This window comes from Tardiphaga sp. 172_B4_N1_3, from assembly GCF_052076035.1.
Lineage (GTDB): Bacteria > Pseudomonadota > Alphaproteobacteria > Rhizobiales > Xanthobacteraceae > Tardiphaga > Tardiphaga robiniae.
The window spans coordinates 1,641,437-1,665,496 of record NZ_CP197238.1; the positions used below are offsets into that span (position 1 = coordinate 1,641,437).

Annotated in this window: 20 protein-coding genes; 11 read left to right on the forward strand and 9 right to left on the reverse strand. The window is 62.9% G+C overall.

The window, feature by feature from the left end:
- Positions 1-123 precede the first annotated feature (123 nt).
- Both AB7783_RS07520 and mfd read left to right on the forward strand, forming a co-directional pair.
- Positions 124-414: an FAD assembly factor SdhE gene (locus AB7783_RS07520; RefSeq protein ID WP_089264393.1), complete on the forward strand. Its 291-nt coding sequence runs from the start codon at positions 124-126 to the stop codon at positions 412-414.
- Positions 411-3,929 (forward strand): transcription-repair coupling factor, encoded by a 3,519-nt coding sequence (gene mfd / locus AB7783_RS07525; protein WP_441277286.1) that lies wholly within the window; start codon positions 411-413, stop codon positions 3,927-3,929. Before AB7783_RS07520 ends, mfd begins: the two co-directional genes overlap by 4 nt.
- Positions 3,930-3,984: 55 nt before the next feature.
- On the opposite strand, the gene AB7783_RS07530 is transcribed toward mfd, so the two are convergent.
- The 4 genes from AB7783_RS07530 to AB7783_RS07545 all read right to left on the reverse strand — a co-directional run bounded on the left by AB7783_RS07530 (position 3,985) and on the right by AB7783_RS07545 (position 9,103).
- Positions 3,985-4,377, reverse strand: coding sequence for a PRC-barrel domain-containing protein (locus AB7783_RS07530; RefSeq protein WP_089264391.1), 393 nt, complete (start codon positions 4,375-4,377; stop codon positions 3,985-3,987).
- Positions 4,378-4,449: 72 nt separating this feature from the next.
- On the reverse strand, positions 4,450-5,685 hold the full coding sequence (locus tag AB7783_RS07535) for a GGDEF domain-containing protein (RefSeq protein WP_441277287.1): 1,236 nt from the start codon (positions 5,683-5,685) through the stop codon (positions 4,450-4,452).
- Positions 5,686-5,790: 105 nt separating this feature from the next.
- Entirely contained in the window at positions 5,791-7,299 is a 1,509-nt protein-coding gene (locus AB7783_RS07540; RefSeq protein WP_441277288.1) for an AMP-binding protein, read from the reverse strand.
- A gap of 4 nt (positions 7,300-7,303) precedes the next feature.
- Positions 7,304-9,103, reverse strand: coding sequence for an extracellular solute-binding protein (locus tag AB7783_RS07545; protein ID WP_441279660.1), 1,800 nt, complete (start codon positions 9,101-9,103; stop codon positions 7,304-7,306).
- A 294-nt stretch (positions 9,104-9,397) separates the two neighbouring features.
- Here AB7783_RS07545 and AB7783_RS07550 point away from each other — a divergent pair, with 294 nt between their 5' ends.
- The gene (locus AB7783_RS07550; protein WP_068731658.1) at positions 9,398-10,216 is read left to right on the forward strand and encodes an invasion associated locus B family protein; all 819 of its coding nucleotides are present in this window, start codon (positions 9,398-9,400) and stop codon (positions 10,214-10,216) included.
- Positions 10,217-10,401: 185 nt separating this feature from the next.
- On the opposite strand, the gene hspQ is transcribed toward AB7783_RS07550, so the two are convergent.
- Positions 10,402-10,734: a heat shock protein HspQ gene (hspQ, locus tag AB7783_RS07555; RefSeq protein ID WP_089264388.1), complete on the reverse strand. Its 333-nt coding sequence runs from the start codon at positions 10,732-10,734 to the stop codon at positions 10,402-10,404.
- A gap of 121 nt (positions 10,735-10,855) precedes the next feature.
- Between hspQ and AB7783_RS07560 the strand changes: the two genes are divergently transcribed.
- Positions 10,856-11,809, forward strand: coding sequence for an AEC family transporter (locus AB7783_RS07560; protein WP_089264387.1), 954 nt, complete (start codon positions 10,856-10,858; stop codon positions 11,807-11,809).
- Positions 11,810-11,823: 14 nt separating this feature from the next.
- Here AB7783_RS07560 and AB7783_RS07565 read toward each other — a convergent pair whose 3' ends face one another.
- Positions 11,824-13,026 carry a UbiH/UbiF family hydroxylase gene (locus AB7783_RS07565; RefSeq protein WP_089264386.1) on the reverse strand — a complete coding sequence of 401 codons (1,203 nt, stop codon included), beginning with the start codon at positions 13,024-13,026 and terminating at the stop codon, positions 11,824-11,826.
- A gap of 136 nt (positions 13,027-13,162) precedes the next feature.
- Between AB7783_RS07565 and pcsA the strand changes: the two genes are divergently transcribed.
- Genes pcsA through AB7783_RS07580 form a run of 3 tightly spaced genes read left to right on the forward strand, consistent with a single transcriptional unit; the run spans position 13,163 to position 15,662 of the window.
- Positions 13,163-13,897 carry a phosphatidylcholine synthase gene (gene pcsA / locus AB7783_RS07570; RefSeq protein ID WP_089264385.1) on the forward strand — a complete coding sequence of 245 codons (735 nt, stop codon included), beginning with the start codon at positions 13,163-13,165 and terminating at the stop codon, positions 13,895-13,897.
- Positions 13,894-14,631 (forward strand): TerC family protein, encoded by a 738-nt coding sequence (locus AB7783_RS07575; RefSeq protein WP_089264384.1) that lies wholly within the window; start codon positions 13,894-13,896, stop codon positions 14,629-14,631. Before pcsA ends, AB7783_RS07575 begins: the two co-directional genes overlap by 4 nt.
- Positions 14,632-14,687: 56 nt before the next feature.
- Positions 14,688-15,662, forward strand: a complete 975-nt coding sequence (locus AB7783_RS07580; RefSeq protein WP_068731670.1) for a quinone oxidoreductase family protein — start codon at positions 14,688-14,690, stop codon at positions 15,660-15,662.
- 347 nt (positions 15,663-16,009) lie between these two features.
- Here the strand turns inward: AB7783_RS07580 and AB7783_RS07585 are convergent, their stop codons facing one another.
- Together AB7783_RS07585 and rimO are read right to left on the reverse strand one after the other, a co-directional pair.
- Positions 16,010-16,663 carry a TrmH family RNA methyltransferase gene (locus AB7783_RS07585; RefSeq protein WP_441277289.1) on the reverse strand — a complete coding sequence of 218 codons (654 nt, stop codon included), beginning with the start codon at positions 16,661-16,663 and terminating at the stop codon, positions 16,010-16,012.
- A gap of 188 nt (positions 16,664-16,851) precedes the next feature.
- Positions 16,852-18,180 carry a 30S ribosomal protein S12 methylthiotransferase RimO gene (gene rimO / locus AB7783_RS07590; RefSeq protein ID WP_441277290.1) on the reverse strand — a complete coding sequence of 443 codons (1,329 nt, stop codon included), beginning with the start codon at positions 18,178-18,180 and terminating at the stop codon, positions 16,852-16,854.
- 111 nt (positions 18,181-18,291) lie between these two features.
- Here rimO and AB7783_RS07595 point away from each other — a divergent pair, with 111 nt between their 5' ends.
- Together AB7783_RS07595 and AB7783_RS07600 are read left to right on the forward strand one after the other, a co-directional pair.
- A complete protein-coding gene (locus tag AB7783_RS07595) occupies positions 18,292-18,882 on the forward strand; it encodes an ANTAR domain-containing response regulator (protein ID WP_089264382.1) in 591 nt (196 codons plus the stop codon).
- Positions 18,882-20,051: a CmpA/NrtA family ABC transporter substrate-binding protein gene (locus tag AB7783_RS07600; protein WP_441279661.1), complete on the forward strand. Its 1,170-nt coding sequence runs from the start codon at positions 18,882-18,884 to the stop codon at positions 20,049-20,051. The genes AB7783_RS07595 and AB7783_RS07600 overlap by 1 nt, the downstream gene beginning before the upstream one ends.
- Positions 20,052-20,059: 8 nt before the next feature.
- On the opposite strand, the gene AB7783_RS07605 is transcribed toward AB7783_RS07600, so the two are convergent.
- Positions 20,060-20,761 (reverse strand): phosphoadenylyl-sulfate reductase, encoded by a 702-nt coding sequence (locus tag AB7783_RS07605; protein ID WP_441277291.1) that lies wholly within the window; start codon positions 20,759-20,761, stop codon positions 20,060-20,062.
- 216 nt (positions 20,762-20,977) lie between these two features.
- Between AB7783_RS07605 and cysD the strand changes: the two genes are divergently transcribed.
- Positions 20,978-21,817 carry a sulfate adenylyltransferase subunit CysD gene (gene cysD / locus AB7783_RS07610; protein ID WP_068731681.1) on the forward strand — a complete coding sequence of 280 codons (840 nt, stop codon included), beginning with the start codon at positions 20,978-20,980 and terminating at the stop codon, positions 21,815-21,817.
- Between the two features lie 10 nt (positions 21,818-21,827).
- Positions 21,828-23,750, forward strand: a complete 1,923-nt coding sequence (gene cysC, locus AB7783_RS07615) for an adenylyl-sulfate kinase (RefSeq protein ID WP_441277292.1) — start codon at positions 21,828-21,830, stop codon at positions 23,748-23,750.
- Positions 23,751-24,060 lie beyond the last annotated feature (310 nt).

Here is a 24,060-nt window from a genome sequence, read left to right on the forward strand (position 1 = left end):
GATGCATTTCAAGGCGAAAGCAATGCGTTATGAGGTGCTGACAGGGGCGGAAGCGGAGGCTATATGAGCCTGCCCGGCACGTCCGGGCTTTCTGCGTTTGCGGGCTTTGGGCGGGATGGACAGATGACGGGAACGACACGATCGAGCAACGGCCTGGATGACCGCCGCAAGCGGCTGCTGTTCCGCTGCTGGCACCGCGGCACGCGCGAGATGGATCTCATTCTAGGCCGCTTTGCAGATGCCGAGATCGGCATTCTGGCGGACCTCGAACTCAAGCAGCTCGAAGACCTGATCGGCCTCGAAGACCCCGAGCTTTATCCGGCCTTTGTCGGTGATACCCAATTGGACGAGCAGTACCGCACGCCGCTGTTCGAGCGCATCAAGCTGTTCCGGAATCTGGACAAGCCTCTATGAAATCCCCCGTTGCCTCGCCGGCCGCGCAGCTTGCGCCCGGCCGTGCGCTGACCTTTGCCAATGTCGCCGAGGGTGCCGAAGGCCTGATCGTTGCCGATCTGGCACGCGCAGTTGCGGCCAAGCCGAAACCGCCGGCGGTGAGCCTCACCGTGATCTGCCGTGACGGGCCGCGGATGCAGCAGCTCGCGCGCGCGCTGGAATTCTTCGCGCCGGATTTGCCGGTGCTGCAATTCCCGGCCTGGGACTGCCAGCCTTACGACCGCGTCTCGCCCCATGGCGGCATTCTCGCGCATCGCATGACCACGCTGGCGCGGCTGTCGCGCCTCACCGGCAGCGACAAGCCGATGATCGTGCTGACCACGGTCAACGCCGTCGTGCAGCGCGTGCCGGCCCGCGAGATCGTGGCGGCGCAGGCGCTGTCGGTCGCGCCCGGCCATGTGGTGCCGATGGACTCCATCGTCGCCTGGCTCGAACACAACGGCTACACCCGCTCCGGTACGGTGCGGGAGCCCGGCGAATATGCCGTGCGCGGCGGCATCCTCGATCTGTTTCCGGCGGGCCTCGACCAGCCCGTGCGGTTCGACTTCTTCGGCGACAGTCTGGAATCGATCCGGGCCTTCGATGCCGAGACGCAACGCACGCTGATGGATATGCGCGCGCTGGATCTGGTGCCGGTGTCTGAATTCCAGCTCATCACCGAAACTATCCGCCGCTTCCGCATGGGCTATGTCGCGCAGTTCGGCGCGCCGGAGCGCGACGACCAGCTTTATGAAGCGGTCAGCGAAGGCCGCCGTCATCCCGGCATGGAACACTGGCTGCCGCTGTTCCAGGACCGGATGGAGACGCTGTTCGATTATCTGCCGGGCACGCCGGTTGCCATCGAGCCGCAGGGCGAAGATGCCGCCACCGAACGCTTCAAGCAGATCGGCGATTATTACGAGGCGCGCCGCGAGGTCATGGGCACGCCGGGCGGCGGTGCGATCTATAAGCCGCTGCCGCCGGACCGGCTCTATCTGACCGACAGCGAGTGGCACAAACGGTTGGAAGATCTCGCAATGGCGCGGTTGTCGCCGTTCGCCGTGCCGGACGGCACGCCGGGCGTGGTCGACGCGGGTGCACGGGCAGGCCGCAATTTCGCGCCGGAGCGCGCCGACGCCAATGTGAATGTGTTCGAGCGCGTGGTGGCTCATATCCAGGCGCTGCAGGCGGAGCGCAAGAAGGTCGTCGTCGCGCTGTGGAGCGAGGGCTCGCGCGACCGCATGGCCAGCATGCTGAAGGACCACAAGCTGCTGAACCAGCAGATGGTGAATTCCTGGCGCGCGGTGCAGGCGACGCCGCGCAACGAGACCATGCTGGCCGTGGTCGGCATGGAGAGCGGTTTCGAGACCGACCAGATCGCTGTCATCAGCGAACAGGACATCCTTGGCGACCGCCTGGTACGGCCGCGCAAGGCGAGCCGCAAGCTCGACAATTTCATCTCGGAGGTCACGAGTCTCGCTGCCGGCGACATCGTCGTTCATGTGGAGCACGGCATCGGCCGTTTCGTCGGGCTGCAGACGTTGCAGGTCGGCGGCGCGCCGCATGACTGTCTCGAATTGCGCTACGCCAACGAGACCAAGCTGTTTCTCCCCGTCGAGAATATCGAACTGCTGTCGCGCTACGGCTCCGACGCGACCAATGTCGAGCTCGACAAGCTCGGCGGCTCCGGCTGGCAGGCCCGCAAGGCCAAGCTCAAGAACCGCATCCAGGAAATTGCCGGCGAACTCATCAAGATCGCTGCCGAGCGGCATCTGCGCGAGACCGAGCGGATCGTCGTACCGCGCGAGCAGTATGACGAATTCTGCGCGCGCTTCCCCTATGAGGAAACCGAGGACCAGCAGACCGCGATCAACGCCGCGCTGCATGATCTCGAACATGGCAAGCCGATGGATCGCTTGATCTGCGGCGATGTCGGCTTCGGCAAAACGGAAGTGGCCATGCGCGCCACCTTCGCCGTCGCCATGGAAGGCAAGCAGGTCGCCATCGTGGTGCCGACCACGCTGCTGGCGCGCCAGCACGCCAAGAACTTCACCGAGCGCTTCAAGGGCTTTCCGGTGAATGTCGCGCAGGCCTCAAGGCTGGTCGCGCCGAAAGAGCTGACGGCGACGAAGAAGGGCCTTGCGGATGGCTCCATCGACATCGTCGTCGGCACCCATGCGCTGCTCGGCAAGTCGATCAAGTTCAAGGACCTCGGTCTCGTCGTGGTCGACGAGGAGCAGCACTTCGGCGTGACGCATAAGGAGCGGCTGAAGCAGCTCCGCGCCAATGTCCATGTGCTGACGCTGTCGGCAACGCCGATCCCGCGCACGCTGCAGCTCGCGCTGACCGGCGTACGTGACCTGTCGATCATCGCCTCGGCGCCGGTCGATCGTCTGGCGGTGCGCACTTTCGTGGCTCCGCATGATCCCTTGATGATCCGCGAAGCGCTGCTGCGTGAGCGCTATCGTGGCGGGCAGGCGTTCTATGTGGTGCCGCGCATCGACGATCTCGCCGAGGTGAAGGACTTCCTCGACAAGCATGTGCCGGAGATGAAGGTCGCTGTGGCCCACGGCCAGATGGCGCCGACGGTCATCGAGGATATCATGTCGGCCTTCTATGACGGCAAATACGACATCCTGCTGTCCACCACGATCGTGGAATCTGGTCTGGATATTCCCAACGCCAACACGCTGATCATTCACCGTGCCGACATGTTCGGCCTCGCGCAGCTCTATCAGCTCCGTGGTCGCGTTGGTCGCTCGAAGCTGCGCGCCTATGCGCTGTTCACGCTGCCGTCGACCCACAAGATCACCGGGCAGGCGGAGCGCCGTTTGAAAGTGCTGCAGTCGCTGGAGAACCTCGGCGCCGGCTTCCAGCTCGCCTCGCACGATCTGGATATCCGCGGCGCCGGCAATCTGCTCGGCGAAGAACAGTCCGGCCACATCAAGGAAGTCGGTTTCGAGCTGTATCAGTCGATGCTGGAAGAGGCGATCCTCGCGCTCAAGTCAGGCATCTCCGAGCCGATCGCCGACAGGTGGTCGCCGACCATCACGCTCGGCATGCCGGTGATGATCCCCGACGATTTCGTCGCCGATCTTGCGGTCCGCCTGTCGCTGTATCGCCGGCTGGCCGATCTCGAAACCGATGATGAGATTGCAGCCTTCGCGGCCGAACTGCGCGACCGTTTCGGCGTGCTGCCCGACGAGGTCCGTTATCTGTTCAAGATCGCGGCCATCAAGGCCTATTGCCGCCGCGCCAATGTCGAGAAGGTCGATGCCGGTCCGAAGGGCGTTGTCATCTCGTTCCGCGACAACTCGTTCGCGCAGCCGGACAGGCTGGTATTCTTCATCAAGCAGTATGGCCAGGCCGCGAAGGTGCGCCCGGACATGAAGGTGGTGTTCCTGCAGGATTGGGGAACACCGGAAGAACGTCTCGAAGGCGCAACAGAAATCCTGCGCGCGCTGGCGGGGCTCGCGGAGAGCAAGAAGGCGGCTTAACGACAACCGGCCGCCGGCATTACTGCCGACGGCCGTTCGTTGAACTACGCGACGCTTACTTCGGATACTTGAATTCCGGAGCGGCCTTCAGGGCCTCCTTGGTGGTGTTCATCGACGCCACCCACTTGTTGTCCTTGTTCAGGCTCACCTTCACCGAAGCTGGCGAGACTGCGACGTAGTGTTCGCCCATGCCCAGGAAGCCGCCGACCGACAGGATCAGCGCGTCGACCTGATTGTTCTTGATTGCGAGATCGCTGATCTCGCCGATCGTCTCATCCTTCTGGTTGGTGATGTTCAGGCCCTTGAGCTTGGACGAGAACATCTCCTCCTTGGAGACGGTCGAGAACTTTGCCTCGGCGGGTGCAGCGCCTGTCGTGACTGCCGACTGCGCCAGAACCGGCGTGGCGAGAAGGGCGAGGGAAGCGGTGATCAGTGCAAGCTTTTTCATTATCGTTGTCTCCATTGCAGATGCACCTACAATGCGACGATCGATACTTCGTTCCTGATTTTATTTCTGGAACTAAGACGCTGCGCGCTGCGCATCCTCGCCATGCAGGCGCGCCAGCAGTGACTTCGCGGTATCCGTTGGCTCCATCGTGATCACCGTGACATGGGGATCGTTGCGCGCATCGCGCTTGGGTCCGTGCATGGTGTGCTTCATCACGCTGGAGAGCCGCCTGGCGATCATATGGGCGTTGCGTTGGTCGGTTTCGGCGAAAGCGACCACGATGGAGCCGTCGTTCTGCAGCGTGCCGAAGTCCATCCGCCGCATCAGCCGGCTGATGATCCGCGCAGCGTCGCGCTGTGCGCGCAGCGGGATATTGTCGAATGAGAACCTGGCCATCGACAATCCGCCGCCGCGGGTTTGCGTGTGGTAGACGGCGGTCGCGATGTCGCGTTCGAAGGCTGCAGTCGTCAGCAGGCCGGTGGCGGGATCGAGCAGCCCGTCGGATTCGATCGACTTCAAGGTGCGGCCGAGACGCGCTTCGAAGGCGTGTTGGCGCAGTAGCGGCAGCGCCGTGGCCGCGACGGTGTCGGCGTCTCCGGCGACCATTTCGAGATTGGCGAGATCGTAGCTCGGCGTCAGGCCGGGCACGGTGACGACAACGGGCAGATTGCGGAAGCGTGCGTCCTCGGTGAGGACAGTGAGAAACGCATCAACGACGCGCGTGCTGAAGCCCTCGCCGATGACGATGCCGTCGAGGTCGCGCGCATTGAGATGCTTGGCGGCAGCCTCGATGCTGAGCGCGCCGACCACGCCGACGCGTTCGCCGAGCGCAACCGACAGCGCGGCATAACCCCCGCCGCGGCCGATCAGCATCACCGTCGCATCGTCGAGCGGGTCCGACTGCAGGGACATGCGATGCAGGTTTTCGGCGGTCAGGCGTCGCATGACCGTGGCGTGCAGCGTGCGCACACGCAGCGCGTTGCGCAGCCGCGCGCTGAGCCGGTCGAAATTGCCGTCGGTTTGCGTGAGCGGGATGGCATGGCCCGGCAAGTCCGTGGCGGGATCGATCGCAATCAGCGGCACGTAAGGTTGCTTGGCGCCAAGGCGCTTCGCCAGCGCCTGGAAGGTCGGCATGTCGTCAGCGGAAGCAGACACGACCACGGCGGCCGGCTGCACCCGCGCCACGGCGTCCAGCGCTTCGGCCCATGTCGCATCGACCACCGGGAAGATGTTGCTCTCCGCCAGGGCTGTCGCAAACGCGGCCGGCTGCTGGTTGGAGACGGCGACGATCGTGGCCTGGTCGGACATGCTTGAGCTGAACCTCTACGCGAAACTGATCGCGGCAGGCTAGCCCGACGTCCTTAATGCAGAGTCAATGAGATCGCTCGCATTTTCAGGATCGCTTTTGCTCGCTCAGTCGGCTGCGGCACGGTCGCGGAAGGCTTCGACCATCAGCGGATTGAGGCCGAGTTCGGTGAGGGCGTCGCGGGCGCGGCCGTTATTGCTGGCGCGGCCGGCAAGGCGGTAGCCGCTGAGACGATCTGGTAGCGCCGTCAGCATCGCATTCTCGCCGAGACGCTTGGCCCATTCGTTGAGGTCCTGCGCCAGGAAGCGATAGCCGCCGACGGCCATGATGCCCGAGGGCGGCGCGGTGATATTGATCGCGCCCGTCGCGCGGTCGAGCCGGGCCATATAGCCGGTATCGACATAATCGAGCGGCTGGGCGGGGATCAGCGCGTTGCTGGCGTCGGCCTGGGCCGTATAGGCCAGCACCGGTACCATCGGGCCGCGGAGGCCCAGCGTTCCCCTGGGCGTCAGCATGATATCGCCGGCAATGGAGGAGCCTTGCTGGGCGCGCGGAGCGCCGTGCGGGCCGGGCATAATGGCGACGGGCAAGCCGTCGTCGCCGCGGACGGCGCCGAACAGGCCGGCTTCGCCGAACAGATAGACGTCGGTGAACGATGCCTGCGAGCCCGGCCACGCAGGCGAGGCGGCGACCTGTTCAGGCGCACGCCACAGGCCGAGCACATAACGCAGCACCGGCGAGCGATCCAGCAACCCACTATCGGCGAGACGCTGCGCCAGCGGCGCGGGCGCCACCAGCACGTCGCAGGCATTGGCAGCGATGCTACGTTCCAGCACCGCATTGTCGAACGGATGATGCAGGGCTAGCACGCCGCCAGAGAGCAGCCAGGTCACCAGCGACGAGGCGATACTGGCGAAAGACGACGGCACCATCGCCGACATGATCGTGGCGCCCTGTGGCATGCCGCTTTCCAGGAACACGGCAAGGCCGCCCGAGATCAGGTTGAGATGGGTGCGCGGCACCGCGCGGAAGCCATCGGACGTGACATCGAAGGAGACGATGGCCGCGCGGCGGGCGTCCTGCGTCACCGGGGTGGGTTCGGCGAATTCGCCGGTCAATACGGCGTCGAGCGGGGTCATGCCTTCCGGCAGGTCGCTGCCGAAGCCGCCGACATAGCGGATCGAGAAGGCTTCAGCCGCAGCGTTCATGATCAGGTCGGCATGGCTGACGCCGTCGATCTTGCTCGACGTCACCAGCGCACGCGCGCTGCAGCGATTCAGGGCCATGGTCAGGTCGGCCTGGCGCCAGAGCTGCGGCAGCAGCGCGACGACGAGGCCGGCGCGATGTGCAGCCAGCACGGTCAGCACGAATTCAACGGTGTTCGGCAGCTGGACGGCGATGACCGAATTGGCGGGGAGGCCGGCCTCCATGAAATGCGCCGTCAGCGCCGAGATCGCCCGGTCGGCGTCCGCAAAGGTCAGCCGCTGCGGCTCGGTTGCGGTGATGCGCAGCTTGTCGGCGGGGTCGACCAGCGCCAGCGCCTGCGGCTGCCGGCTGAGGATGCGACGAAACAGGCCGTCGAGGGTGGGCGAGGCATTCGGCGTGGGTGAGGTCACGGTGTCACTTCCGGTTCGGCGGCGAAGCTGGCAGCGTTCTGGCCCACCAAGTCTCCGGCAAATAGCCGGCGAGAGCGATGGTCGAAGGTCGTTCTATCCGATTCCATCGCGCAATCCATTGCTCGCCGACATAGTAGAGCGGGATAGCGTAGAAACCTGCGATCAGTGCGCGGTCCATGGCGCGGACGGCATCGACGAAGGGGCCGTGGTCGCGGGCCTCCAGCATGGCGGAGATCATGGCGTCGACCGCGGGATTCTTCGCGCCCATATAGTTGCGGGTGCCGGGATTGTCGGCGGCTTCCGAACCCCAGTAGAACGACTGCTCGTTGCCCGGCGACAGCGACTGATCCCAGCGGTTCTGGATCATGTCGAATTCGAAATTGATGCGGCGCTGGTCGAACTGCACGGCATCGATGGAACGGATAGTGGCTGATATGCCCGCGCGCTTGAGATCGCGCGCATAGGCCAGCGCGATGCGTTCCTGATCGCGGGTGGTGACGAGGATCTCGAAGGCGAGGGGCGTTTTGTCCGACTGCCGCCGCAGCACGTTGTTTACAAGTTCGTAGCCCGCGTCTTTGAGCAGCGCCAGCGCAGTGCGCAGCGCGGGACGATCACGGCCCGAGCCGTCGCTGACCGGCAGGCGATAGCTGCCATCCAGAATGTTAGCGGCTATATGTGAGGCGTAGGGCTGCAGCAGTGTCCGTTCGCGATCATCCGCGGCGCGCATATAAGCGGAGAGATCCGAGCCCGCGAAGAAGCCGGCCGAACGGGCATAGAGGCCGAAGAAATAGGTGCGGTTGATCCATTCGAAATCGAACAGCAGCGTCAACGCCTGTCGTACGCGGATATCGGCGAACATCGGCCGCCGCGTGTTGAACACCAGAAATTCCGACGGTTTCGGCAGGCCGGTCTTGATGCTGTCGCGGATCACCTCGCCGGACGTGGCGGCGGGGAATGTGTAGCCGTCGTGCCAGCGCAGCGGTTCGTTCTCGACGCGGAAGTCGTAGAGGCCGCGCTTGAAAGCTTCGAAATGGGTGTTGGCCTCGCGATAGTAGTCGAGGCGGATCTCGTCGAAGTTCCACAGCCCACGATTGATCGCAAGATCGTGGCCCCAATAAGCGGGATTGCGGGTGAGGGTCACCGCCGCGCCGGGTTTCACGGTTGTCACCGTATAGGGCCCGGAGCCCAGCGGCGGCGCCATCGAGGTTTCCTCGAACGTGTCGGGATTGACGGCGTGTTTCGGCAGCACCGGCATCAGGCCGAGGATCAGCGGCAATTCGCGATCAGCCTGGCCGCCGAAGTCGAAGCGCACCGTGCGCTCATTCAGCGCCTCGGCCTTGGCGACTTTCGAATAATACTGCCGGTGATTGGGCCGGCCCTTGTCGCGCAGCAACTGCCAGGAGAACAGCACGTCCGCAGCGAGGACGGGCTTGCCGTCGGAGAATTGGGCCCTGGCATTGATCCGGAAGGTGACGAAGCTTCTGGTATCGTCGGTTTCGACGCTCTCGGCGAGCAGGCCGTAGAGCGTAAAGGCTTCGTCCTGGCCGCGGGTCATCAGGCTTTCGATGACATAGCCGCGCATCTGCGGCACCGCGATGCCCCGGACGATGAAGGGATTGAGGCTGTCGAAGGTGCCGAGAACGCCCTGGACCATGCGGCCGCCTTTCGGCGCGTCGGGATTGGCATAGGGCATCTGCCTGAAATCGGGTGGCAGGGCCGGGGCGCCGTGCATGGCGATCGCGTGGCTGGAATCGGCCTGTGCGGAATCCACCACTGGGCCAGCCAGAGCCGTCCAGCAGGCCAGCGCCGCGATCACCTTGGACAGGGTCGAAAGACCCTGTGCATGTGTGCAATTTGATTCGGTTGATTTCACAGAGGAACTTTACCATGGCCGCCCGCCCCGAACCTGTGCCATGCATCAAATAGGGCTGGCGCCATTGATCTTTTCGTCGGCCGCTGTATTGAAAGCGGACAATTGACGAGGACGGCGCGGCCTGTCACGTAACGGCCTTAATTGGCACCGAGACACCCGCCAACGGGTGACTGTCAGCGCCGCCTCCGGGATATGAGCGCCTCCGTTCAGAAAGGGTTTTCCGAAATGAATTTCCGTCTCTTGGCTGCGTCGGTTCTGCCGCGCGGGCGGGGCTTCGCGCTTCTGGCGGCGACGGCCTTGACCGCCACGTTGATCGCTCCGGTTGCGCATGCGCAGGCTCCCGCGCCTGCTGCGCCGCCGGCCGCGGCGCCGAAGGCTGCTGCGCCTAAGGCTGCCCCGAAGGCCGCTCCGAAGGCTGCTGCTCCGGCCGCTCCCGCCGCCCAGGCGCCGGCCGCAGGCGCGCCCCCGGCCGATCAGCAGGTTCAGCTGATTTATGCGCCCTGGACCAAGTTCTGCCTCAAGGGCCAGGACGCTAATGCCAAGCAGGTCTGCTTCACCGGCAAGGACGGCCGCATCGAGTCGGGCCAGCCCGTCATCGCCGCCGTCATCATCGAGCCGGAAGGCGAACCGAAGAAGATCCTGCGCGTGACGCTGCCGCTCGGCATGCAGCTCGTGCACGGCACCCGCGTGATCGTGGACAGCAATGCCCCGGCACAGAGCCCCTATGTGATCTGCTTCGCCAACGGCTGCATGTCCGATTACGAAGTCACCCCGGAGCTCCTGGCCAATCTGAAGAAGGGCCAGAACCTGATCGTGCAGGCGATCAACTCCAACGGCGCACCGCTGACGCTGCCGCTGCCGCTGGCCGAATTCGCCAAGGCCTATGACGGCCCGCCGACCGATCCGAAGGTGTTCGAAGAAACCCAGAAGAAGCTGCAGGAAGAGCTGCAGAAGCGCGCTGCGGAAGCCCGCGCCAAGCTCGAAGCCCAGCAGCCGGCAGCTGGTGCAGCACCGGCGGCTCCGGCCAATCCAGCCGCCAAGTAAGCTGGTTCAACAGACAAACGAAAAGGCGCTCCGAAATGAGCGCCTTTTTTGTTGGGTTGAGGTGTTGACCCATCCACGTCATTGCGAGCGCAGCGAAGCAATCCAGCAAGCCAAAAGCTGGATTGCTTCGTCGCAAGTGCTCCTCGCAATAACGGACGAGGGAGAGGCGTGAAACGTTAAGCGGGCTAATTCAGCGACGGATTGCGCGGCCGGTAGCTGCCGGACTTGTCCTTGATGAAGATCTCGGCGACCTGGGAGTGCCGGATCGGCTCGCCGGATTCATCGGGAAGCAGGTTCTGCTCGGAGACATAAGCGACGTATTCCGACTCAGAATTCTCGGCCAGCAGATGGTAAAATGGCTGGTCCTTGTTCGGACGAACGTCTTCGGGGATCGACAGCCACCATTCTTCGGTGTTGTTGAATTCCGGATCGATGTCGAACACCACCCCCCGGAACGAAAAGATCCGGTGGCGGACGATCTGTCCAATCTGGAATTTGGCGGTCCGCGCTTTAATCATTCTGGTCGAATAGACCAGGATTGTGGCCGATGCTAGAGGCAAACGACGGAATTAAGACAGCCGGAAGCCGCTCCCCGCTATCCCGCCCGCCGGGTCAAGAACCAAGAAAAACAAGCTCGACATGATGGACGTCCTCAATCTTGCACTGCCGTATTTCGGGCTGATCTTCATCGGCTTCGCCTGCGGCAAGGTGAAGAACCTGCCCGAAACAGGCCTCGCCTGGATGAATTTTTTCCTTCTGTATGTGTCGCTGCCGGCACTGTTCTTCCGGATCATGGCCAAGACGCCGTTCGAGGAACTCAACAATCTGCCCTTTGTGATCGGGACCACGCTGGCGACTGCGACGGCGTTCTTTCTGTCGGTCGGCACCGGTAAATTCCTGGGCCGGCTGACCATGCGCGAGGCCGGGATGGCCGGGCTCGCCGGCGGCTACGGCAATATCGGCTATATGGGACCGGGGCTCGCGCTGGCGGTGCTCGGGCCGAAAGCGGCGGTGCCGACCGCTTTGGTGTTCTGTTTCGACAGCATCTTCCTGTTCTCGATCGCGCCGCTGATGATGGCGCTGACCTCAGGCGATAAGCGTCCGCTGCTGCCGACCATCGGCATCGTCATCAAGCACATCGTGCTGCATCCGCTGATCGTCGCAGCCTATCTCGGCGCCTTCGTCGCGGCGTTTCACATCCAGATGCCGGTCGCCATCGACGGCATGCTGCTGTTCCTGCAGAATTCTGCTGCGCCCGTTGCGCTATTCGCGCTCGGTGTGACGGTTGCCTTGCGGCCGCTGGGGCGCGTGCCGTGGGAGGTGCCTGGTCTGATCTTCATCAAGCTGCTCATCCATCCGCTAATCGTGTTCGGCCTGATGTTGCTGCTCGGGCCGTTCCCGCCGGTATGGGCCGCGACGGCCGTGCTGCTCGCCTCCTTGCCGCCGGCGCTGAACGTGTTCGTGATCGCGCGGCAATATGACAGCTGGATCGAGCCTGCATCGGTCGCGGTGCTGCTCGGCACCTTCGTGTCCGTGCTGACGCTGACCTCGGTGATGTATTTCCTGAAGACCGGCCAGATCGCGTTTCCTTAGGACGCGCGAGATCTCTAGGAAGCACTCTTGCGCCACGATGGCGACAGGCCCTCGCGCATCGCAAGGCGGCGCAACGGGCCTATAGACCCCATCGCATGCATGCCGGCCGCGCGGATCACCTGCATCGGTAGGAGATCGCTCAGCAGCGAGCGGTTAGCCATATCGATAGCGAAGGTACGCGAGGAGATATCGCTGCGGCGTATCTGCTCGAAACGCGCCAGCACCGGCGCTGCCCCGATATCCGCGCCATTCATGCCGGCATCGCGAACGACGTCAGCGATATCGCCGGCATCGCGCAGGCCAAGATTGAGACCCTGCGCACCGATCGGCGGCACCACATGCGCGGCTTCGCCGACCAGTACGATGCGGTTCTTTGCTAGCTGTGCGGGCTGCTCGATTGCCAGCGGGAACGTGTGTCGACCCGGCTCGACCTGAACCCGGCCGAGGATCGAATGCGATTGTTTCTCGGCGGCGTCCGACAATGCCTCGTTGCTCAATGCCATCAGGCGCTCGGCATCCCGGGGCTTGTTGACCCAGACGACGCTGGAGCGATTGCCGGGCAGGGGCACGAACACACAGGGACCGGCGGGGGTGTGAAACTCCGTCGACATGTTCTTGTGCGGCCGGCTATGCGTGATGTTGAAGGTCAGCGCGGTCTGGTCAAGCGCGCGTCGCTTGACTGAAATGCCCGCTGCCTCGCGGCACAGGGACTGGCGGCCATCGGCGCCGACGATCAGCCGCGCCACCAGGACCTTGCCTTGTCGCGTGCGGACCTGAACCTGCATCTCGTCCGGCGAGACCGTATCGGCTTCGTCATCGATGCGAATGAGATTGGTCAATTCCGCGGCGCGCGCTTCGAGCGCGATCATCAATTCGCGGTTCTCGATATTGTAGCCGAAGGTCTCGAGGCCGATCTCGCTGCAGACGAATTTGACTTCGGGGGCACGGATCAGCCGGCCCGTGTCGTCCACCAGCCGCATGGTCGTCAGCGCGGCGGCCTTGTCGGCGCAGCGGCACCAGACATCGAGGCTTTCCAGAAACGCGACGGAGCCGCCCAGCAGCGCGGTGGTGCGGTTGTCGCCATAGGGGACGCGGCGGGCGACGAGGGCGGTACGGGCGCCGGTCTCGGCCAGCGCGAGGGCTGCAGCAAGGCCGGCAGGACCGCCGCCGACAACGGCGACATCATAGATGGAGGTGGAAACAGGGGTCTCGGTCATGGCCGGACCATCGGCCTTTGGCCCGGTATTTTCAAGCCGTTACGCGCCGCGGAATCGTTCCCGCGTGATCGGGCGGCCGAGTGCCGCATCGGTGCCTGTGCAAATCGGGCGGATTCCTGCTAGCAATTCCTGGCACATGACCGCTTCGAGTCCGGACCAACTCCCGTCGTCATCACGATCCGCGCGCGCGGCGGCGTTCTCGGTTCACATCTTTACTGCGCTCGGTGCCGGCGTGGCACTCATTGCCATGATGAGCGCCGTGCGCGGCGAATGGGCTGTGATGTTCGGCTGGCTCGGTTTGGCGCTGATCATTGACGGGCTCGATGGCCCGATCGCCCGACACTTCGACGTCGGCCGCGTGTTGCCGGATTGGTCGGGCGATGCGCTCGATTTCGTGGTCGACTTCCTCACTTACGTGTTCGTGCCGGCCTATGCGATCGCGGCCTCCGGTCTGTTGGTGCCGTGGACGGCGGTGTTGCTCGGTGCCGGGATCGTCATCACCAGCGCACTATATTTTGCCGACAAGCGCATGAAGACCGACGACAACCACTTTCGCGGTTTTCCGGCACTGTGGAATGGGGCGGCGTTCTATCTGTTCCTGCTGCAACCATCACCCGTCATAGCCAGCCTTGCGATGCTGGCGCTGATTGTCCTGACCTTTGTGCCGGTGCATGTGCTGCATCCCGTTCGCGTGACGCGTCTGCGCCGGTTGAACCTGTCGCTGATGGCGATATGGGCTGTGCTGGCCGTCATCACGCTGATACAGAACTTCGCTGTTGCTTTGCCTATTACGGTAGCGCTCTGCGCGATCGCTTTTTACATTGTCTGCGGTGACGCCGTCATCCGCCTCATGAGGCCCTCCAAATCATGATCGAACTGTTTTCCAGCCCCGAAGCCTGGGCCGCGCTCTTGACGCTGACCGCGCTCGAAATCGTACTTGGTATCGACAATGTGATTTTCCTGTCAGTGCTGGTGTCGCGGCTGCCGGAGCCGCAGGCCACCCGCGCACGCCAGATCGGTCTCGCGCTGGCGCTGGTGTTCCGCATCATCCTGCTGAGTGTCCTCGTCTGGCTGATCGGCCTGACCGAACCCGTCATCACGGTGAGAGGCCTCGCATTCTCCTGGCGCGATCTGATCCTGATCGGTGGCGGTCTGTTCCTGATCGCCAAGGCAACGCACGAGATTCATGCCGAGGTCGAGGCGCGCGAGGGACCCGGCAACGAGAAGCCGGCACCGAACGCCTTTGCCTGGGTGATCCTGCAGGTTATCGTCGTTGATCTCGTGTTCTCGCTCGACTCCATCATCACTGCGATCGGCATGGCACAGGACATCGAGATCATGGTTGCCGCCGTCATCATCGCCTGTGCGGTGATGTATGTATCGTCCGGACCCGTGGCACGCTTCGTGGCGCAATATCCGACTACCAAGATGTTGGCGCTGGCCTTCCTGGTGCTGATCGGTGTCTCGCTGATGGCGGATGGATTCAAATTCCACATCCCGCGCGGTTACATCTATTTCGCCATCCTGTTCTCGGCGGCGGTCGAGTTGTTCAACGTGCTGGCGAAGCGCAACCGCCGAAAGCGGGCCCAGCCGGGCACAGGTTGACATCACGCGGCTGTCGGTTATCGCTTGAGACCAAAGTCACTCAGGGAGATTGAACGATGACCAAAGCCGTCCGCGTCCATGAGATCGGTGGACCCGAAGTCCTCACTTATGAAGACGTGCAGGTCCCGGCACCGGCTGCGGGCGAGGTGCGCATCCGCCAGCATGCCATCGGTGTCAATTTTATCGATACATACTTCCGCAGCGGCCTCTACAAGGCGCCGCAGCTGCCGTTCATTGCCGGTAATGAGGCCTCGGGCGAAGTGATCGAGGTCGGTCCGGGCGTCACCGGCTTTCATCCCGGCGACCGCGTCGCCTATTATTCGGCCCTCGGCAGCTATGCCACCGAGCGCGTGTTTGCCGCCGACCGGCTGGTGAAGCTGCCCGATCGCATCACCCACGAGCAGGGTGCCGTGCTGATGCTCAAGGGCCTCACGGTCTGGTATCTGCTGCACAAGACTTTCAAGGTCGAGCCGCATCACCGCGTGCTGATCCACGCCGCAGCGGGCGGCATCGGTCTGCTCGCCTGCCAGTGGGCCAAGGCCATGGGTGCGCATGTGATCGGCACCGTCGGTTCGAAAGAGAAGGGCGAGTTGGCGCTGGCCAATGGCTGCGATCACGTCATCTATTACAACGAAGAGAACTTCGTCGATCGCGTGAAGCAGATCAGCCGTAACGAACTCTGCGATGTCGTCTATGACGGCGTTGGCAAGACCACCTATCCGGGCTCGCTGTCATGCCTGAAGCCGCGTGGCATGTGGGTGTCGTTCGGCAATGCTTCAGGCCCGGTGCCGCCATTCGCCATCGCCGAACTCAACAATCACGGCTCGCTGTTCGCTACGCGCCCGAAGCTGAACGACTATGTCGCCAAGCGATCGGAATTGCTGGAGGGCGCCGACACGCTGTTCTCGGCTGTGATCGACGGCAAGCTGCATGTGCCGATCAATCACGCTTATGCGCTGAAGGATGCGGCCAAGGCGCATGTGGACCTGGAAGCACGCAAGACCACAGGCGCGGTGATTTTGAAGGTGTGAGGTTCTTTCTTCTCCCTCCCTCAAGCGGCGAAGCCGCGCACCGGTGTCTGGCGGACGAAGTCGGCAGCCATGGGTGGATCGACCGCTCTAGCGAAGCTTTGCTTCGCGCGGGCGGTCGAGACGGGGGGGTGGCGCCACAGGGGCCGTATTCTCGCGGAGACACCCCACCCCGACCCCCGCTTCGCTCGGTCGAGCCTCCCCACTGCGTTACGCTTGGGGGAGGGAAACTACTTCCGCCGGCGTTTCTATTAAAATCCCGCCACGGTCCCGTGCAGATCATACGCATCCGCGCGCTCGATCTTCGCAGTGACGATCTCGCCGACCTTCAACGGGTCGCGGGCAGAAAATTAGACGGGGCTTAGATCTGATGAACTGTCCGGTCGGACAGGCTTGCCGCTCTTTTTTGTATCGATCTTCTTTTTTAAGTTGAATTGGAATGCGCGCCTTTGCTTGGTGACCTCATACAACACAATGCCAGACGAGGTACCCAAATTGAGGCTTTCAATAATCCCATACATGGGAATGTTGATGCAGAGATCGCTCCGTTTGATAGCAGTCTCGCTAATTCCCGTTCCTTCATTTCCGAACCAGACAGCAAGTTTTTTGTATGACGTGTAGTCGTGCTCGTGAAGCACAACGTTCTTGCGTCCTTTCACATGGGGCGACGTAACAACCGAAACAAAGCCATTTTTGTTCAAGTGATCCATGCAGCTGTCCGTGTCTTTGAACTTCTTGACAAAGCTCCATTTGATGGCAGATGCGGAAATTGCACTCAGCTTCCGCTTTTCGCGCATCTCTTCCCATTCATCAGGCAACGAATTCTGGTCCGTTATGACGTAAGCTTTCTCGACGCCGAGTGCGTTAACATTTCTAATAATTGTGCCAATGTTTCTTACGTCCGTGGGATTCTCAATGACGGCAATCAGGTTTTTGCACCTGAAGTCTTTGATCTTGTCCGCCCGAGCGCGAAGCGTCGGCTTAGACTTTGATTTCTCTTCCATGACTGACCCATGCGAATACAACGGAACGTTTCAAAGACGCTCGCGATCATATCTCATCGGTGGGAGATTTGAAGCGGGGTATTTAAAGTGTTTGATACCCCGGTTTCAACAACCGTATCTCTCAATGTATGAAGTCATGCCAGTTCAAAACATGCGTCGATCGAACGGAGAAATTGTGAGGGTTGCGCTTAAAACCCCGCCACCGTCCCGTGCAGATCATACGCATCCGCGCGCTCGATCTTCGCCGTGACGATCTCGCCGACCTTCAGCGGCCGGCGTGCGGTGATATAGACCGATCCGTCGATGTCAGGCGCGTCCGCCTTCGAGCGGCCCTTCGACACAGTCGGGCCGACCTCGTCGATGATGACCTGCTGCCGGGTGCCGACCTTGCGCTTCAAGCGGCGCGCCGAGATTTTCTGCTGGCGCTCCATCAACGCATTCCAGCGCTGCTGCTTGATTTCTTCAGGCACCGCATTGGCGATGGCGTTCGAAGTCGCGCCCGCTACGGACTCGTATTTGAACGCGCCGACGCGGTCGATCTGCGCCTCTTCCAGCCAGTCGAGCAGATACTGGAAATCGCTCTCGGTCTCGCCGGGGAAGCCGACGATGAAGGTCGAGCGCAATGTCAGATCGGGGCATTCCTCGCGCCACTTCTTGATGCGGGCGAGCGTCTTGTCCTGCGCCGCCGGGCGCTTCATCGCCTTGAGCACGTCCGGAGCGGCATGCTGGAACGGGATATCGAGATAGGGCAGCACATTCTTGTTGGCATTCATCAAGCCGATGACTTCGTCGACATGCGGATACGGGTAAACATATTGCAGCCGCACCCAGGCGCCGAGTTCGCCGAGCTCCTTGGCGAGATCGTAGAACTTGGCGCGGACCTCACGGTCCTTCCATGGACTGGTAGCGTATTTGATGTCGACGCCGTAAGCCGAGGTGTCCTGCGACACGACCAGCAATTCCTTAACGCCGGCTTTCACCAGCTTCTCGGCTTCGAGCAGCACTTCGTTGGCCGGACGCGAGACCAGATCGCCGCGCAGCTTTGGAATGATGCAGAAGGTGCAGCGGTTGTTGCAGCCTTCGGAAATTTTCAGATAGGCGTAGTGCCGCGGCGTCAGCTTGATGCCCTGCGGGGGTACCAGATCGATGTGCGGATTGTGCACCGGCGGCAGCGCACGATGCACGGCGTCGAGCACGCTTTCGTATTGCTGTGGCCCGGTGATCGACAGCAGGTTGGGATAGGCGGCTTCGATCTGCTCGGGCTCGGCGCCCATGCAGCCGGTGACGATGACCTTGCCGTTCTGTGCCATAGCTTCGCCGATGGCGCCCAGCGACTCCGCCTTGGCGCTGTCGAGGAAACCGCAGGTGTTGACGATGACGATGTCGGCGCCGTCGTGTTTGCGGGCGAGTTCGTAACCTTCGGCCCGCAGGCGCGTGATGATGCGCTCGGAATCCACCAGGGCCTTGGGGCATCCCAGTGACACAAAGGAGATTTTCGGCGCGGCGGCCTGTTGCATGTTCGATCTGCCTGATTGAGAGGCAGCAGGTAGTCCCATTTGCCCATAATTACAAGGCTTTAAGCCGTGCGCGGGCGTGCTATGGGTATGCTGCATCCATGTGAGTGCCCGATGCCTGCCGACCAGTCGCCCAAAATTGTCATTGTCGACGAAAGCCCGATCCGGGCCGCGATCCTTGAGGAAGGGCTGCGGGAGGCTGGCTATGTGGACGTCCAGCATATCCGGGAGATGCATAACCTGCTGGCCCGGATCTACGCCCTGGACCCTGACGTCATCGTCATCGACCTCGAAAACCCCAGCCGCGACGTGCTGGAACAAATGTTCCAGGTGTCCCGCGCGGTGCGCCGGCCAGTCGCCATGTTCGTCGACCAGAGCGACGCCGAGTCGGCACGGGCGTCGGTCGAGGCGGGGGTATCCTCTTACATCGTGGACGGGCTGAAGAAGGAGCGGATCAAGCCGATCCTCGATCTCTGCATCTCCCGTTTCAACGCCTTCTCCAAACTGCAGGACGAGCTCGAGCGCACCAAGTCGGCGCTGGAGGAGCGCAAGATCATCGACCGCGCCAAGGGCATCGTGATGAAGCTCAAGGGCCTCAATGAAGAAGAGGCTTACGTATTGCTGCGATCCACGGCGATGCGTGAAAAGAAGAAAATCGGCGAGATCGCGCAGTCGATCATCACCGCAGCGGAGTTGCTGAAATGATCGACCACCCGCTTCGCATCGGCTTCATTCCGCTGGCCGACGCCGCCGCCCTGATTGTCGCGGTCGACAAGGGGTTCACGAAAGCCGAGGGGCTGAATGTCGAATTGGTCCGGGAAGTGTCGTGGTCGAATGTCCGCGATAAGCTGAATATCGGCCTGTTCGAAGCGGCGCATCTGCTGGCGCCCGTTGCCATCGCGTCCAGCCTCGGGCTCGGGCACGTGAAAGTGCCGATCGTGGCGTCGTTTAATCTGGGCATCAACGGCAATGCCATCACCGTCTCGCCGGCGCTGCATGCAGCGCTGATGTCGGAACTCGACGGTGACCCGACCGATCCGATGGCCACCGCGCAGGCGCTGCGCCGCGTGGTCGTCGCCCGTGCCCGTGCCGGCGCCGATCCCTTGACCTTCGGCATGACGTTTCCGTTCTCGACGCATAATTACCAGCTCCGTTTCTGGATGGCCGCCGGCGGTGTCGATCCCGATGAGGACGTCCGCCTCGTGGTGCTGCCGCCGCCTTACATGGTCGACAGCCTCGCCAACGGTCACGTCGATGCGTTCTGTGTCGGCGCGCCCTGGAATTCTGTCGCGGTCGATCTCGGCGTCGGCCATATCCTGCATTTCGTCTCCGACATCCTGCTGCGCGCTGCCGAAAAGGTGCTGGCGATGAGGCAGAGCTGGGCGGAGAAGAACCCGGACATCGTGGCGGCGCTCACGCGGGCGCATGTGAGCGCGGCTGCCTTCATCGAGGCGCCGGAGAACCGCAATGAGATTGCCGCGATTCTCGCCAAGCCCCAATATATCGGCGTCTCGCCGGAGGTCCTGCTGCGGACGCTGGATGGCCGGCTGAAGATTTCACCGGATGGCACCATGCGCGAGAGCGGGCGCTATCTGCTGGTCGGCCGCGAAGGAGCCGGGCGTCCTGATCCCGTTCAGGCCGCCTGGCTCTATGCCCAGATGGTGCGCTGGGGACAGGCCGCGATCAGCCCCGAGGCGCTGAAGATCGCACAGGGTGTGTTCCGCCCCGACCTCTACGATGCCGCGCTTGGTATCACCGGGAGCGCTTTGACTGATGTGCCCGACGCGGTTGGCGCCTTCGCTGGGCCGCCATTCGATCCGAGCAACATCGCTGCCCATCTCGCTGCGTTCGAGATCGCGCATATGAAGTCGTAGCGGCGGCGTCAGTTCGCCGATGTGTGGATGCCGCATTCCGTTTTAGCGCGGCCGCGCCAGCGGCCGGCGCGGGGGTCCTCGCCAGGCGCGGTGCGGGACGTGCAGGGCATACAGCCGACCGACGCAAAGCCTGAGGCCACGAGCGGATGCGGCGGCAGCTTCGCCGACGCGTAGATCAGCCCGATCTCGTCCGGCGTGACATTGGCGAATGGATTGAATTTCAATTTTGAACCATCGTCCTCGACGACGGGAATGACGGCGCGCGATGCGCCCTGAAATCGTTTGCGGCCGTTGATCCACGCGCTGAACGGCGTCAGTGCCTGCGCCAGCGGCTCGACCTTCCGGATCCGGCAGCAGGTGTCGGGATCGGACGACCACAAATCCCCATCGCTGTCGTGAGCGGCAAGCGCATCCGCTGCCGGGCGGATCGTTCGCACGTCGCGCAGGCCCAGTGTCAGGATCAGTTGATCGCGATAGGCGAGTGTCTCCTCGAACATCCAGCCGGTGTCGAGAAACAGCACGGGGATGGCGGGATCGACATCGGCCATCACCTTCAGCAACGCCGCAGACTCCGTGCCAAACGACGATACCAGCGCGAGTCCATCGCGGCCCACGACATCGAGAGCCGCAGCGATCACCTCGGCGGGCGAGGCGGATTGCAGCGCTTGATCGTATTGGACAGCACTTGCGACGGCTCCGGGCGACAGCATCTCGAACTCCTCAACACATCCAGCTTGACTGGAATAAGATTCTATATATCAGTTGCTTATCGCCATTTAATAGAAAAATATTCTTTCTATTTGGGAAGCGCAGTTTAGATTTTTTGACCCCATAAATCGAGTTCCAGAGATGCACTTTCTCCGAGCGTATCCGCTTCGTGAGCAACGGCGAATCTCACGGCGGTTTTGAGGACCTGGAGAAGGCGTATGACGTCGACCAATCTCGAACGCGTCCGATCGGACGTGGTATCGATGGACCACCTCGATCAACTGGAAGCGCAGAGCATCTACATCCTGCGCGAGGGCTTCGCCCGGCTGAAGAAGCTGGCCTTGCTGTGGTCGCTCGGCAAGGACTCCAACGTCATGATCTGGCTGGCGCGCAAGGCGTTCTTCGGCCACGTGCCGTTCCCCGCGCTGCATGTCGATACCGGCAAGAAGTTTCCGGAGATGTACGCCTTTCGCGATCATTATTCGAAGGAGTGGGGACTCGACCTCACCGTCGAATATTGCCCGTCGATCGATAGTGTCGATCCGACACTGCCGCCGGCGGCGCGCTCCGCAGCGCGCAAGACCGAAGGTCTCAAGCTTGCGCTGGCGAAGCACGGCTTCGACGGATTGATCGCCGGCATTCGGCGGGACGAAGAGGCGACCCGTGCCAAGGAGCGCGTGTTCTCGCCGCGCGGCGTCGAGGGCGGATGGGACGTGCGCGACCAGCCGCCGGAATTCTGGGATCAGTTCAACGCCTCGCCGCCGCCCGGTGCGCATCTGCGCATTCATCCGATCCTGCATTGGACCGAAGCGGACATCTGGGCCTACACGGCGCGCGAAAATATCCCGATCATCCCGCTCTATCTGGCCAAGGACGGCAAGCGCTACCGCTCGCTGGGCGATGCCGACATCACCAATCCCGTCGCATCCACCGCCAGCACGATTGCCGAAATCCTGGTCGAGCTCGATGGCACCACGATTCCCGAGCGCGCCGGCCGCGCACTCGATCACGAAACCGAAGATGCCTTCGAGCGACTGCGCGTCGCCGGCTATCTGTAGAGGTGATGCCATGACCAAACCCGTCAATCCGACCTCGCTCGGAATGCCCAACGGCACCACGCGCCCGCAACTGCGCATCGTCATCGTCGGCCATGTGGATCACGGCAAGTCGACGCTGGTCGGTCGTCTGCTGCACGAGACCGGCGGCTTGCCGGATGGCAAGCTGGAGATGCTGAAAGCGGTGAGCGCCCGGCGCGGCATGCCGTTCGAATGGTCGTTCCTGCTCGATGCGCTGCAGACCGAGCGTGACCAGGGCATCACCATCGATACCACGCAGATCCGCTTCCGCACCAAATTGCGCGACGTCATTCTGATCGACGCGCCCGGCCACGCCGAGTTTCTGCGTAACATGATCACCGGTGCATCGCAGGCCGATGGCGCCGTGCTGATCGTCGATGCGCTGGAAGGCGTTCGCGATCAGACCCGGCGCCATGCCTATCTGCTGCATCTGCTGGGCGTGAAGCAGGTGGCCGTCGTCGTCAACAAGATGGACCGCGTCGATTTCAGCGCCGAGCGCTTTCAGGCGATCAGCGACGAAATTTCGGCGCATCTCATTGAACTCGGCGTCACGCCCGCCGCGGTGATTCCGATTTCGGCGCGGGATGGCGATGGCGTCGCCACCCATACCGACCGTATCGGCTGGTATCGCGGGCCGACGGTCGTAGGGGCGCTCGATGCGTTGAAGCCGGCACTCGCGCTTGATGAATTGCCGCTGCGGCTACCGGTACAGGCGATCTACAAGTTTGACGACCGGCGTATCGTGGCCGGGCGTATCGAGGCCGGTCATCTGGCTGTCGGCGACGACGTGGTGATCATGCCCGCCGGCAAGCGAGCGAAGATCAAGAGCGTGGAGCGCTGGTCGGCGACGCCGCTGGAAGGCGAGCACGGGGCAGGGCGATCCGTCGGTATCACGCTCGACCGCGAACTGTTCGTCGAGCGCGGCGACGTGATCGCGCATGCTGGCGCGGTGCCATCGGATACACGACGGCTGCGGGCGCGGATCTTCTGGCTGCACGATCAGCCGCTGACAGCGGGATCGTCGATCCTGGTGCGGCTCGGCGTGCGCGAAGTGCGCGGCCGTGTGATCGCGATCGAGAAGGCGATCGATCCCGGCGAACTGGCCAGTGTCGAGACCAAACAGATCGCCCGCAATCACGTCGGCGAAATCGAGATCGCACTGGCACAACCGGTCGCCGCTGATCGCTACATCGACAATCCGCGCACCGGACGTCTCGTGATCGAGGTCGGTGGCCGGATCGCCGGTGGCGGTCTCGTGCTCTCCTTTGATACTGCCCAACGCGCGGTGTCGTCGGACATCGTGCCGGTGCAGTCGGCACTGCATCCTGAGGAACGTTCGGCGCGCTACCGCCATCAAGGCGCGGTTGTGTGGTTCACGGGATTGCCGGGATCGGGCAAGTCGACGCTGGCGCGGGCGCTAGAGCACCGTCTGTTCGCCAAAGGCGGTTCGCCGATCCTGCTCGACGGCGACACGCTGCGCGCCGGACTCAATCGCGACCTCGGCTTCTCCGCCGCCGATCGCAGCGAGAATGTCCGGCGGCTGGCGGAGATGGCCGGCCATCTCGCCCGCAACGGTCATATCGCCATCGTCGCGGCTGTCTCACCCTCGCGCGGCGACCGCGCCGAGGCCCGCAGCGCGGTCGATACTGCATTTCGCGAGATCTATGTCGCGACTCCGGCAGAGATCTGCGAGCAGCGCGATCCCAAGGGGCATTACGCCAAGGCCCGCGCCGGCGACCTGCCGGGCTTCACCGGTATCGCCAACGACTATCAGGCGCCGGAGACGGTCGAGCTGCGGATCGACACGTCGACGGTCGATGTGGGTCGCGCGATAGATGGCATCGAGGACATGCTGCGGCAGACGCAAGTGCTGGACGACGGAGCCGCTGATCCGGCGGCGTTCGAGGCGGTCTAACGGCTTAGGCCCGCCCTCACTTTTGCACCTCATGATGAGGTCAAGGAAAGCTGGTTCGCCAGCTTTCCTCTTACCGAGGCGGCAATCCGAATGGCCACGAGCCCATGCTGGATCGCTTCGTCGCGCGGGGCCTTCGCAACGATAGCTGCCATTGACGTTCCCACCGTCTAATTATTGAGCGTGCGGTGCACAAACGCTGGCACCGAACGGCCGGGTTCGGCCCGATCTCGACCTCAATCCCCTGATTTCTTGACGTTTTTCCGTCGATGACGGTCTGGCACGAGACTTGAATGTCTCTAGTCAACCGGCG

Bases quoted from the DNA above. Each gene is read 5' to 3' on its own strand.
- cysC (WP_441277292.1), top strand. From the start codon at position 21,828: ATGACCAAACCCGTCAATCCGACCTCGCTCGGAATGCCCAACGGCACC.
- AB7783_RS07530 (WP_089264391.1), bottom strand. From the start codon at position 4,377: ATGAAAAAGCTTGCACTGATCACCGCTTCCCTCGCCCTTCTCGCCACG.
- pcsA (WP_089264385.1), top strand. From the start codon at position 13,163: ATGACCGCTTCGAGTCCGGACCAACTCCCGTCGTCATCACGATCCGCG.
- rimO (WP_441277290.1), bottom strand. From the start codon at position 18,180: ATGCAACAGGCCGCCGCGCCGAAAATCTCCTTTGTGTCACTGGGATGC.
- AB7783_RS07565 (WP_089264386.1), bottom strand. From the start codon at position 13,026: ATGACCGAGACCCCTGTTTCCACCTCCATCTATGATGTCGCCGTTGTC.
- AB7783_RS07520 (WP_089264393.1), top strand. From the start codon at position 124: ATGACGGGAACGACACGATCGAGCAACGGCCTGGATGACCGCCGCAAG.
- AB7783_RS07560 (WP_089264387.1), top strand. From the start codon at position 10,856: ATGATGGACGTCCTCAATCTTGCACTGCCGTATTTCGGGCTGATCTTC.
- AB7783_RS07535 (WP_441277287.1), bottom strand. From the start codon at position 5,685: ATGTCCGACCAGGCCACGATCGTCGCCGTCTCCAACCAGCAGCCGGCC.
- AB7783_RS07550 (WP_068731658.1), top strand. From the start codon at position 9,398: ATGAATTTCCGTCTCTTGGCTGCGTCGGTTCTGCCGCGCGGGCGGGGC.
- AB7783_RS07580 (WP_068731670.1), top strand. From the start codon at position 14,688: ATGACCAAAGCCGTCCGCGTCCATGAGATCGGTGGACCCGAAGTCCTC.
- hspQ (WP_089264388.1), bottom strand. From the start codon at position 10,734: ATGATTAAAGCGCGGACCGCCAAATTCCAGATTGGACAGATCGTCCGC.
- mfd (WP_441277286.1), top strand. From the start codon at position 411: ATGAAATCCCCCGTTGCCTCGCCGGCCGCGCAGCTTGCGCCCGGCCGT.
- cysD (WP_068731681.1), top strand. From the start codon at position 20,978: ATGACGTCGACCAATCTCGAACGCGTCCGATCGGACGTGGTATCGATG.
- AB7783_RS07585 (WP_441277289.1), bottom strand. From the start codon at position 16,663: ATGGAAGAGAAATCAAAGTCTAAGCCGACGCTTCGCGCTCGGGCGGAC.
- AB7783_RS07575 (WP_089264384.1), top strand. From the start codon at position 13,894: ATGATCGAACTGTTTTCCAGCCCCGAAGCCTGGGCCGCGCTCTTGACG.
- AB7783_RS07605 (WP_441277291.1), bottom strand. From the start codon at position 20,761: ATGCTGTCGCCCGGAGCCGTCGCAAGTGCTGTCCAATACGATCAAGCG.
- AB7783_RS07595 (WP_089264382.1), top strand. From the start codon at position 18,292: ATGCCTGCCGACCAGTCGCCCAAAATTGTCATTGTCGACGAAAGCCCG.